The sequence below is a fragment of the Campylobacter novaezeelandiae genome (genome assembly GCF_004323845.1).
In the GTDB taxonomy this organism is placed as follows: domain Bacteria; phylum Campylobacterota; class Campylobacteria; order Campylobacterales; family Campylobacteraceae; genus Campylobacter_D; species Campylobacter_D novaezeelandiae.
Genome location: NZ_QPGR01000022.1, coordinates 1 through 12222, shown reverse-complemented (window position 1 = coordinate 12222; position 12222 = coordinate 1). Strand labels below are relative to the sequence as shown.

General features: G+C 24.1%; 11 protein-coding genes. 7 read left to right on the top strand and 4 right to left on the bottom strand.

Annotation, left to right across the window (positions count from 1 at the left end; genetic code table 11):
• Positions 1-7: 7 nt before the first annotated feature.
• Entirely contained in the window at positions 8-3520 is a 3513-nt protein-coding gene (tssM, locus tag DU473_RS07880) for a type VI secretion system membrane subunit TssM (RefSeq protein ID WP_131186946.1), read from the bottom strand.
• 111 nt (positions 3521-3631) lie between these two features.
• Between tssM and DU473_RS07875 the strand changes: the two genes are divergently transcribed.
• Positions 3632-4144, top strand: a complete 513-nt coding sequence (locus DU473_RS07875) for an Hcp family type VI secretion system effector (protein WP_131163065.1) — start codon at positions 3632-3634, stop codon at positions 4142-4144.
• Between the two features lie 8 nt (positions 4145-4152).
• On the opposite strand, the gene icmH is transcribed toward DU473_RS07875, so the two are convergent.
• The 3 genes from icmH to tssJ are packed head-to-tail and all read right to left on the bottom strand — an operon-like array spanning position 4153 to position 6694.
• On the bottom strand, positions 4153-4923 hold the full coding sequence (gene icmH, locus DU473_RS07870) for a type IVB secretion system protein IcmH/DotU (protein ID WP_131186945.1): 771 nt from the start codon (positions 4921-4923) through the stop codon (positions 4153-4155).
• Positions 4924-4931: 8 nt separating this feature from the next.
• Entirely contained in the window at positions 4932-6314 is a 1383-nt protein-coding gene (gene tssK, locus DU473_RS07865) for a type VI secretion system baseplate subunit TssK (protein ID WP_131186944.1), read from the bottom strand.
• A gap of 8 nt (positions 6315-6322) precedes the next feature.
• Positions 6323-6694, bottom strand: coding sequence for a type VI secretion system lipoprotein TssJ (gene tssJ, locus DU473_RS07860; protein ID WP_411763203.1), 372 nt, complete (start codon positions 6692-6694; stop codon positions 6323-6325).
• Positions 6695-6726: 32 nt separating this feature from the next.
• On the opposite strand from tssJ, the gene pheL reads away from it, so the two are divergent.
• The 6 genes from pheL (at position 6727) to tssF (ending at position 12192) form a co-directional block, all read left to right on the top strand.
• A complete protein-coding gene (pheL, locus tag DU473_RS08595; RefSeq protein WP_373563805.1) occupies positions 6727-6771 on the top strand; it encodes a pheA operon leader peptide PheL in 45 nt (14 codons plus the stop codon).
• 79 nt (positions 6772-6850) lie between these two features.
• Positions 6851-8098, top strand: coding sequence for a type VI secretion system domain-containing protein (locus DU473_RS07855; RefSeq protein ID WP_131186943.1), 1248 nt, complete (start codon positions 6851-6853; stop codon positions 8096-8098).
• 56 nt (positions 8099-8154) lie between these two features.
• A complete protein-coding gene (gene tssB, locus DU473_RS07850) occupies positions 8155-8640 on the top strand; it encodes a type VI secretion system contractile sheath small subunit (protein WP_131163060.1) in 486 nt (161 codons plus the stop codon).
• A gap of 1 nt (position 8641) precedes the next feature.
• Positions 8642-10093, top strand: a complete 1452-nt coding sequence (gene tssC, locus DU473_RS07845; RefSeq protein ID WP_131163059.1) for a type VI secretion system contractile sheath large subunit — start codon at positions 8642-8644, stop codon at positions 10091-10093.
• 3 nt (positions 10094-10096) lie between these two features.
• Positions 10097-10474 carry a GPW/gp25 family protein gene (locus DU473_RS07840; protein WP_131163058.1) on the top strand — a complete coding sequence of 126 codons (378 nt, stop codon included), beginning with the start codon at positions 10097-10099 and terminating at the stop codon, positions 10472-10474.
• A complete protein-coding gene (tssF, locus tag DU473_RS07835; protein WP_131163057.1) occupies positions 10474-12192 on the top strand; it encodes a type VI secretion system baseplate subunit TssF in 1719 nt (572 codons plus the stop codon). The genes DU473_RS07840 and tssF overlap by 1 nt, the downstream gene beginning before the upstream one ends.
• The last annotated feature ends 30 nt before the right edge of the window (positions 12193-12222 follow it).

Sequence of the window (12222 nt, the reverse complement as noted above, 5' to 3'; positions counted from 1 at the left end):
TCCATTTTCACCCCTTCACCCTTTTAATCATTTTAAAATCATCTAATATTTTAATAATATCATTAACACTAGCTCCACTTATTAACATAAAATCAAAATATCTCTCTTTATTATCAAATAAAATGCTATAAGTGCCATTATCCATATAATTTGCTTCTTTTAATAATTTATACCAAGCCCATTCTCCTTTATAATTTTTATTATAATTTATATTTGCATTATTAAAAGAATAAGCATTTAAGCTTAAAATAGTAGAAGTATTAAATTGATCTGCAATAATTTGTAGATTTGTTTTTAAAGTATGATCATATCTTATTTTATAAGAATTATAAGAAAGCTCTATAAAAGAAAAACTAGAACTTAAATCCAAGCTTTTTAAAATAAAATTAAGTTTTATATTATCATTTAAATCAAGCATCAAATTTGAAAGCATATAAGATTTTGAAAGAAAGGTTAAAAATTCTTTAGAAAAAACAAATCTTTTAGCAAAAGTTTCTTTTATAAAATATTCATTTTTCTTTCTGATTAAAATATTATTTAAGTATTTTTCATAAAACTGATTTAAAATCCCGCTTTTTCCAAAAAACTCTTTAAAAGCGTCCATACTTAAATCATCATTAGAATTATTATTAAAAGGATAAAATGGGGCTATATTATTTATAAAAGGGGTATAAACTTCATTAAACCACGCATTATCAAGCAATAAAAATCCATAATCTTGCATAAATTCATAAGAATAAGAAATAAGCAAAGAATAATATCTTTGTAAGCTAGGAGGTAGTTTTTTAATATGGGTTGAAAATACATCAAAAATATCATTTGCTTCTTTGTTTTGATTAAAAATATAATTTATTTTTTCTTGAGTATTTAAATCATTATTAGTAAAATTAGAAATTCTACTAATTAAAACGTTTAAATCCTCATTTATAATATCCATAATATTGCTCACATTATTGGCATTGTTTGTATTTAAAATATTATCAATTAAACTTTTATTATCTAAAAGAGTATGATAGGCACTAAAATAATTACTCACACTCATAAAAATAGTTTTAATTTCACTAGCATTCACACCCAAATTATAAGCTTGACCTAACAATAAAGCATCATTTAAATTAGTATTCATATTTATAATTTCAATTAAAGCTTTTATAGGATTTTCTTTACTAGCTAAGATATTTAAATTATCAAGCAAGGCTTCTTTTGAGATATATCTTTGAGGGGCAAGATTTAAAAGTAAATTTTTGTATTGCTCTTTATATTGTTCTAAATATAACTTAATAATATTTAAAATAATAAAATTCTTACTTTCTTTTTTTGAACTTAAACCATCAAATACCCAAGCATCTATGCTTATAGCTTGATCAATTGTTTGATTGATATTTTTTAAAAAAGCCATCAATGCTTTTTTGTTATAAGATAAATCTACATTAATGTTTTTATTTGCAAAAATATTTTCTAAAGAAAAACCTAGCTCATCTTTAAGATTATAAATTTGATCTTTTTGTTTTGTGTCTAAAAAATTAAGTAAAAAATAAATTCTTTGAAATTTATTTATTTTACCAAGCTTTAAAAAAGCCTCATTGATGCTTTGTTTATTTTCTAAAAACTCATTTAAATCAATTTTTTTAAGAGTATCAATCCTATTTAAAAAATTCTCTTTTGAAAGTTCATATTTATTTAAAAAGATCCAATTTTTATCAATCCATTTTTTTAATAATTCTTTATTAAGAGCGTTTTCTTTAAACAAAGATCTATACATATATAAAGTTTCAACCAAAACTTTAGGATTGTTTTGAGTTTGTAAAATATTTTCCATTTCTTTAATAAGAGTATTTTCAAGTATATTTTCATTAAGTTTATAATAAAAATCCAAAATAGGAGTAAAGGCTTTATAAGAAATATTTAAATTAAAATATTCCAAAAAAGAAGTTTTATTATTAAATTCAGAATAAGAACTTAAGATACTTTTTAAATTAGCCAACAATTTAGCCTTTTGTAAAATGTCTAAATGCTTATAATCAGAATCTTTAAGCAAATTTTCGATTTGATTTAAGACATTATTGGCCTTTTGTTGTTCTTTATTATTAATTTCAATAAAATAAGAAGATAAAAAATAAGAACAAATAAATAAAGCTAAAACTAAAAATAAAAAACTAAATTTCTTAAATAAATTTTTTAAAGTTAATTGGCTTAAAAAATAATCTTTAAAAATAATATCTTCAAATAAAGATTTAATAAAATAGCTTTTCTTATTTATAAAGCGTGTAGAATGTGCTAAAGGTTTTTTTATATCATATTTTTCACATACAGTATCTAATAAAAAATTTCTTGGTATATTTTCTTGATAAGCACTAATAAAATACACTCCTCTTAAATAAGAATGATTTTTAAAAGTATTTTTGCTTTGAATTTGTAAGATAAATTCCTTTATTAAAGCAAGCAAATTGTCAAATTGTTTTAAGAAAAGATAGATTTTAGTTTTCTCTTCTAAAGAATATATAAATTGATTTTTACTCATAAAAGCAAAAAGTAAAGCATTGCTTAATTCTTTAAAATCTTTATCTAGTTTTTCTTGATTTATTTCCTCTAAAAAACTAATGCCTAAAGCTTTATTTGAAATTGTCTCATTAAAAATTTCAAAATATTCTTTCATGCCCAATAAAAGATCGATCTTTGAAAAAACTATATAAATAGGAAGTTTTAAATTTAAAATATCTTCAATTTCATCTACTCTTTTGCCAAGATAACGTAAAAGATTTTTTGAATACTCCTTAGAATTACTCAAAAAAGCCTGAGTATCTATTACCAAAACAACACCATTTAATTTATTGTAAAAAAATTTTCTATTTAAAAAAAATAAAAAGTTTTGCCAAATATTTTGCTTAATTAAAAACTCTTTATTTTTAATAAGATCATCTTCTGGTAATTCATCACTTCTTAAAGGCTTAAAAAGCTCTTCTTGGGAAAAATATTTTCCTTCAGTATCAAGCAAAGCTCCTTTTTTTGAAATATAAAGAGCAAAATTGTTTGTAGATTGATGTAATTTCTTATAAGAATTTAAACTATCACTTAAAGGATATTCCATATTAGAATAATTTATCAAAGAGCTTTTTCCAGCACCCTCTTTTCCTATTATCATAATCAATGGGAGTTTTTTGATCTTTAAATTTTTAAAGGTGTTTTTTGCATCTTTTAAAATAATAAAAAAATTCCTTTTAGCTCTATATAAAAAAATATTAGCTTCTTTTCTTAATCTTTTAAATTTTAATCTTTTTGCATCTTTTAAAGAAAATATCAATCTCATTAAAGGTTTTAATAAAAAAAATAAAAAAATAATTACCCAAGTTATAGCAATAATAATTATTCTTAAATAAGCATCACTAAAAATATAAAAATCATTAAATGCTATTAAAGAACCCCAAAAATAAAATAAGAAACTAAGTGCAAATAAAAAGATTAAAAAAATTGTAAGTGCAAACCATTTGGATTTTAAAAAAAATATCAGTTTTTCAAGCATAAACTATCCTAAAAGGTAATTTTGTAACATTTTATAAAATTTTTACACAATTTATAATAAAGTATAAAAAATATTGCTAGAATATTAAGTATTAGATTTAAAGGAGTTGCTATGGCACAACCAGCATATATAAAAATAGAAGGCTCCACTCAAGGACTTATCTCAAGTGGTGCTTCTACTGAAGCAAGTATAGGAAATCGCTACCAAGCAGGACATGAAGATGAGATTATGGCTCAAGAAATCTCTCACATAGTAACAGTTCCTGTTGATCAACAAAGCGGACAACCCTCAGGACAAAGAGTGCATAAACCCTTTAGTTTTACTTGCTCTTTAAACAAAGCCGTTCCATTGCTTTATAATGCTCTAACTAGCGGAGAAAGACTTCCTAATGTTGAAGTACATTGGTTTAGAACTTCAACAAGTGGTGGACAAGAGCATTTTTTTACAACCAAATTAGAAGATGCAATTATTACAGATATTACTCTTATAATGCCAAATGCTCAAGATCCAAATAATCACAACAAAACTGAACTTTTTAAAGTCTCACTTAATTACAGAAAAATTACTTGGGAGCATGTAGCTGCTGGAACAAGTGGTGCAGATGATTGGAGAGAAAAAGCTTAATTAAAATATTAATTAAGCTTTATGCTCTGATTAAATTCAGCAATTGTCTTATTTATTTCTTCTTTTACTTTTAAATTATTATTATGAAGATCTATTAAAGAATACAAATAAAAAAATAAAACAAAAACAATAGGTAAAATAATAAGAGTTTTTTTAAAATATAATCTTTTAAATTTTTGCCAAAGATTTTCTTTAATTTTATTTTCATAAGCTTTATTAAAAACTAATTGTTCATCTACATTAAAAAGAGGAGTCAAACTCGAACTTATATTATTTAAAAAATTAACCACTTTTTCTTTAACGTTTTCATCATTTGAATACTTTCCTTGATAACCCAAAGCTAAAAGCGCATAAATAAATTCAAGATAATCTTTATTTTTTAAAGGATCACTTAACCAATTTAAGGCTATATCATAAAAATTATTTCCGCCCAAAGCTTCATCAAATAAGCTAATTGTTAAAGTATTATTTGCCCAAGAACTATTAATAAAAATACTATTTTTCATAAGCATCTCATCAATAAAAACACAAAGACAATATCTTAGTTTAACTATATCTTTTTCCTCATATTCTTTATAAGCTCCAAGCTTTAAACTCCAAGCTAAAATATCATTAATTAAATCATCCTTAAGATTTTGCATAAAGTTTAAATCAATAGAATTTAATTTAGACAATCTAAAAATAAGCAATAAAAGCTCTAAAGAATTATCAATTACTTTATTATTTCCAAGTCCTTTAAACTGCGAATTTAAAATCAGATTTAATTCTTTTTCTTGCATTTTTTACCTTAAAAAAGAGCCCACATCTTAATATCAGCTTCTTTTATATTATTAGTTAAGTAAATGCTAATCACATTTTCACCCTTAAAGTCTTTAAATAATTTATCCTCTTTGTCTAATTTATAATAAATATAACCATTTAAATAAGGAATATTAGAAGGAATATTTGGAATTTGTTCTATATTTAAACCTTTTAACTGCGTTGCAACAATTTCTTTAATTTTGCTTTGAGTATAAATTTTACTTTGAGTTTTAAAATTGCGAAGCAAATACTCATAACCAACGCTAGAATGCACTGCTAAATAAAGTTCAGCTTGTTCTAAAATTGAATCATTATCAAATAATAAATCATAAAAACCATTGCCATTATTTACAAGTTTAGCTATGCTATATTTAGGAGAGGTAATTTTTGAAAATAAAACTCTTATATGATTAATAAGTAAAATAAAAGTAGAGCTTAAATCATCATGATTATAAGCTATAAACTCTAATTCTTCCTCATTACTTAAAGCATATAATTCTCCTTGAAATTCTATAAGCTTTTCATACAAAAATTCTGGATGAATTTTTTCTTTATTGTTGATATAAGAAAAGATTAAATACCATTTTTTTAAAAGATTTAAAGTTAAATAAGTGCTAAAATCCAAAGTATTTTTAGTTTTATCTATACCCTTAAATACATTTTTAAAAGTGATTTTGTGCTGATTAATTGTATAAAGAATTTGATTTAAAAAAGATTTTATAATATTTATTTTATTTAAATTAAGACAAGTTGGAATAAAATTTTCATCAAGCTCTATTTTTTTATGTGCTGAAATATTTTTAATTTTACAAATAGGTATTTCAAGTTCATTAGCATTTGCATTTCCCAAAACGCCTAGTTTCAATCTTAAACTTGCAAGTGCTATATTCATCTTATCTTGTGCAAAAGTAGAATTTTTTATATCCTCATCTTCTTCAAAATCTTTAAATTCATTATTTCCATCATAGACTTTAGAGGCTATAATACTTCTTATAGTTTTGTATTTAAGTTCTAAATCATTATTAAGAGCAACATCAGCTAAGGCTTCATTCGTTAAAGAAGTTTTTAAAACTATAATTGGACTATTTAAAGTGTTAAAATCAAGCTCTAATGGCTCTGGTAAAATATCTTGCATTGGAGCATCAAAAATACTTCCATCACGCGCAATACCAGATACTTTTTTTAAAGCAATTCTTCCAAATTCTAGCATTTCTTTATCAAATTCTAAATCAATAATGCCATATAAAGCATTAAAAAGATGGATTGTTTTTGTATTTATATTACGTTCTATATATCTTTCTTGCTGCTCAAAATGAATTTTATCTATACTTAAACCATTAAACCAAACAACTTTTAATTTATCTGCCATCTTTTTTCCTAAAGCTTTTTAATACCTTCTTTATTGATTTCAAAAATAAGAAGTTTGTTTTTTCCAAAACCTTTAGCATCTTTAGTGCTTGTATAAATTTTAGAAATTGTGCCATTAGTATATAAAACAAGCACTCCTATAAAAGGCGTTTCATCATCCTTAATCTCAAGGGCTAAGGTTTGTTCTTTAGGAGCTAATTGAAGCCTTAAAGAATCAATTTTATCTTTAGAAAGTATTTGATCTTGGCTTATTAAATCAGCATTATTGCTTTCTTTAAATTTGCTTATATCTTTTAATTGATAAATAATAATTGTAAGAGGAACATCATCAAGACGTTTATTTAAATTAGAATTTTCTTGATTAATTATTTTTATACCCACAGTACTTGAACAAGCATTAAACAACAAAAAGCATAAAGTTAAAAAGATTTTTTTATGCATTTTTCTTTATCCTTTAAGATTTAAAGCAAGTAAATTAACATAATATTTTTTAAATTTTAATTATAATTATAAAAGTTAATAGAATTTGGAGTATGAATGACTTTTGTAAAAAGTATAAATAATGATTTTAAACAAGAAGAGTATTATGAGCTCTTAGAATATCAAATGTCTAAATATCAAACTCTAAATCATGAAAGTATTGAATGGGATAAAGTGTATGAATACTCGCTTAATCTTTTAAAGACTAAAACAATTGATATTAAAATTTGCAATTATTTCTCTTTGGCTTGTTTATATCTTAATAATGCAACAGTTTATGAGAATTTATTAAAACTATTTAAGCATTTAAACTCTTTATTAAATTCTAACACACTAACACAAGATGAAAAAATATTAAATTCTTACAAAAAAAGATTAGAAGGTATTATAAAAAATTTTATAAATCAATTTAATAATGCAAAATTAAATATTAATCCTGATATGGCCTTAGAATTTAATGAAATTTTTAAAGAATTAGAAAAAAGCCTAAATATTTCTTTTATAGAATTAAATATACAAAAAGCTAAAATACAAGATAATCAACACAATAAAGAAAAAATAAATTTAAATAATGAAGAAACAAAAAAAGAAAGCATTGATCTTTTAAATGATAGATCTTATAAAACTTATTTTAATGATTTAGCCTTTAAACTTTTAACCAATGATATAGATAATTTAACGGCCTATGCATTATTTATTGAAGCTTGCTGGGGTAAAATTGAACACTTACCTCCTCATGAAAATTTTATCACTTTTATTGAAAGTCCTAATAAAAATTTAGAAGAACTCTTACTTAAAGAGTCCTCAAATCTTTTAGAACACATAAAACTTTTTATGTCTCATCTTGCTTTAAATCCTTTTTGGTTTGAAGGATTTAAGATGTTTTGTGAATTTTTAAAAAAACACAAAAAATACAATATAGCAAAATTTTTATGTTCTTTAATCTATAATTTTATTGATCGTTTTAAAGAGCTTTTAAAACTTAAATTTAGCAATAACACTCCTTTTTGCGAACAAAGCTTATTAAACTACTTTTCTAATAAAAATGAAAATACAAAAACCAATCCATCTAAAATTCAAAAAGATTTAAATCAAAGTTTAATAGATATTGATAAAAACCGTGATAATTCTTTATTTAGCACTCTTAATTCTTTAATACAAATGGCTGAACTTTTCGAAGAGCAAAAAATGGAATATAACGCAAAGATTATTTATACACAAATTAAAGATTTAATGGAAAAAAAACTCTTAAAAGATTATTTAACTAAAGAATATGAAAAAGCGAAACTAAAAGCTTTTAATTAGCTAATATTTATTTTTAATTGTTTATAATATTTTAAATTTAAATTAAAGGATAATTAATGTCTGAGGGATCAAACGCTCCAAAAGAGCGCATTAATATTACTTACAAAGCTAAAACAAACGGGCAAAATGCTGATGTTGAATTACCTTTAAAATTAATGATAATGTCTGATTTAACCGCAAGTGAAAATAAAAAGAATTTAGAAGAAAGAGAAATTCTTTCTATTAATAAAAATAATTTTGATCAAGTGATGCAAAAACTAAATATTAATACCTCATTTAGCGTAAAAAATACTCTAAGTGAAAATAATGAAGGTGAGTTAAATATTAATCTTCATATTTCTAATATGAAAGACTTCTCTCCTGATAACATTATAAAGCAAGTTCCAGAACTTAATAAACTCTTACAATTAAGAGAAGCTTTAATGGCTTTAAAAGGGCCTATGGGGAATATACCTGATTTTAGAAAAGCTCTCTTGGAGGCTTTAATGGATAAAGGCTCAAAAGAACAATTACTTTTAGAAATTAAAGAAGAAAAGGAATAAAATGCAAGATAAAACACTCACGCCTTCTATAATTGATACCATTATGGAAAAAACAAAATATAATAAAAATGATGAGAGTTATGCCATAGCAAAAAAAGGTGTTGCTGAGTTTATATCTAGCATTGTTCAAAATGATAATGTTGAGGATAAGATTAATAAATTTGTTCTAGATGAAATGATTGCAAGAATTGATACTTTACTTTCTGCTCAAATGGATGAAATTTTACACCATAAAGAATTTCAAAAATTAGAATCTACTTGGAGAGGAATTTCATTTTTAGTTCAAAGAACTGACTTTAATGAAAATATTAAAATTGATTTATTTGATATAAGCAAAGAAGAGGCCTTGGAAGATTTTGAGAACAATCCTGATATAACTCAAAGCATTGTTTATAAAAATATTTATTCTGCTGAGTATGGACAATTTGGAGGAGAACCTGTTGGAGCTATTATAGGAGATTATGAATTAAGCACAAGCAGTCCTGATATGAATTTTTTAAATAAAATGTCTTCTATTGCTGCAATGAGCCATTCTCCTTTTATCACTTCTTTATCTGCATCTTTTTTTGGACTTGAAAATTACGCAGAATTAGCCAATGTCAAAGATTTAAAAAGTTTACTTGAAGGACCTCAATATACAAGATGGCATACCTTTAGAGAAAATGAAGATTCTAAATATGCAGGTTTGCTTGTAACAAGATTTTTAACAAGAAGTCCTTATGATGATAAAGAAAATCCTATTAAAAGTTTTAATTATAAAGAAAATATCCACGCTTCGCATGAGCATTTATTGTGGGGTAATTCGGCCTATGCCTTTGCTACAAGATTAAGTGAGAGTTTTGCAAAGTATAGATGGTGTGGAAGCATTATAGGACCAAAAAGCGGAGGAAGTGTAAAAGACTTGCCTACTTATTTTTATGAAAGCTTTGGAACACTTGAGGCTAAAATTCCAACAGAAGTGCTAATTACAGATAGAAGAGAATTTGAACTTGCAGAAAATGGTTTTATAGCTTTAACTTTAAGAAGAGATACAAATAACGCGGCTTTTTTCTCAGCAAATTCAGCCTTAAAACCTAAAATATTTGCTAATACTCAAGAGGGTAAAGAAGCTGAGATGAATTATCGTTTAGGAACTCAACTTCCTTATATTTTCTTAATTTCAAGGCTTGCTCATTATCTTAAAGTTCTACAAAGAGAAGAAATTGGTAGCTGGAAAGAAAGAAGTGATATTGAAAATGGACTTAATGAATGGATAAGACAATACGTATCAGATCAAGAAAATCCTCCTGCTGAAGTAAGAAGTAAAAGACCTTTTAGAGCAGCTAGTATTAAAGTTGAAAATGTAGCAGGAGAAGTAGGCTGGTATAAAATAAATCTTAGCGTAAGACCTCATTTTAAATATATGGGCGGTAATTTTGAACTTTCTTTAGTAGGAAAGCTTGATAAAGAATAATTAATGTCTTTTTTAGATAAAATTATTCACAATCTTGATGAACAAAATTCTAAAGCTTTTATAGAGGATAAATATAAAGATATTAAAAACAATATAAAAGCTTTACTCAATACCAAGCTTGATGATTGCTTAAGTATAAATGACTTAGGTATTCATACAGATTTAAATTTAAGCGCTAATGAGCTTTCTTCAAATATGGCTAAAGAAATAAATTATTTAATTTCTAAATATGAAAAAAGGATAAAAATTATATCCATTAATTATGATTATTCCTTAAGTCCTTGGCAGCTTAGTTTTCTTTTAAAATGTATTGATGATGAAATGAAAGAAATTAATTATGAAATTATTTTTAAAAATAATCGCTATTATGAGGTTTTTTGATGGATAAAGAAAATATTTTTTACTATCAAAAAGAGCTTGATTATCTTCACAAAAGCAAGGAAACTATTTTAGAATTTTATCCTAAATTAGCTCCTTTTTTAGATAAAAACTCCAAAGATCCAGATGTAGAAAGAATCATTGAAAATCTTGCTATTTTAACCTCAAAAATTCACAAAGAATTAGATGAAAATATTCCTTATATAGCACAGTCTTTAATCAATATACTTTCTCCAAATTATACAAATTCTTTACCATCTTTATGTTTACAAGAATTTGCTTTTGAAAAAAATGCTAAAGAAAATAAAATTTTAATTCCTAAATCAAGCATACTCAAAACCAAACCCGTAGATAAAATTGAATGCGAATTTAAAACTACTTATGATGTTTATCTTTATCCTTTAGAAATTGAAGAAGTTTTTTTAAACAATGAAAAAAAATATCATAGCATGGATATAAAATTAAAAATCAATAAAGAAAATACGAAACTAAGTGATCTAAATTTAGAAAGAATCAATCTTTATCTTGGAGATGAAGTTTATATCTCAACCACCTTGCTTTTATACATTCACCTTTACCTTCAAGAATTAAGTATTATCTTAGAAAATAATGAAGAAATTAAATTAAATCCTTATCATATTAAAACCATGGGATTTAATAGCAATGAAAGTGTCATAAAATATAATGATTTAGGTTTTGAGGCGTTTTCCTTATTGAGAGAATATTTTTTTATTCCTCAAAAATTTAATTTTATTGGTATTGAAAATTTAAATGTTTTAAATAATATATCAGATTTAAGTTTTACTCTACGCTTTAAATTCTTAAAAGCCTTGCCTAAAGAATGCATACCAAAAGCTCATATGTTTTCCTTAGCAGTAAGTCCTATTATTAATATTTTTGAAAAAAGTGCTGAACCTATTATCAATAATCATACTAAAGATGCTTATAAAATATTTATAGATAGAACTCATGAAGATGCTTATGAATTAATAGAAGTAATACAAGTAAAAGCTCATAGTAATATAGGCGAGGTAAAAATGCTTAAAAATTATAATAGCTTTGAAAGATTTTCCTCACAAAATAAAGATAATTTTTATTATATAAGTTCTAAATCTGATTCTAAGAATAATTCTTTTAAAGAAATCTCTTTCTTTACTGATAATGAAAATTTTATTGAAACTATAAGTATCAATGCTTTATGTTCTAATAAAAACTTGCCTTTAAAATTAAAAATAGCAGATATTAATCATTTAAAAGATTTTAAAAATATTAAAACAAAAAATATCACTCTTGCAAGTGCTTTAAGAGAAGTTAAGGTAGATGGAAGCCTACTTTATAAATTAGTAGCATTACTTTCTTTTAATTATCAAAGTTTATTAAGTAAAGATTCTTTTTTGGCTATCTTAAATACTTATAGTTTTATGGATGATAAGGAGAATAAAAGTATATGTGAACTTTTAGAAAAAGCTATTATAAATATAAAAGCAAAAACTATCTATTCTTCTTATCATTTAAACAAAAGAGGGACTTTATGTATTATAGATATAGATGATTCTTGTTTTTATTCTTTAGGAGATGTTTATAGATTAGGTTTGGTTTTATCTAGATTCTTTGGTTCTTTTACAAGCATTAATTCCTTTTTTAAATTAAAGATTAAATGTTTAAAAAGTGAAGATATTTTTACTTATCCTATTGTAAGCGGTAATAAGGAGTTAATGTGAGAGATGAATTTTTAGAGTATGATTTTTATA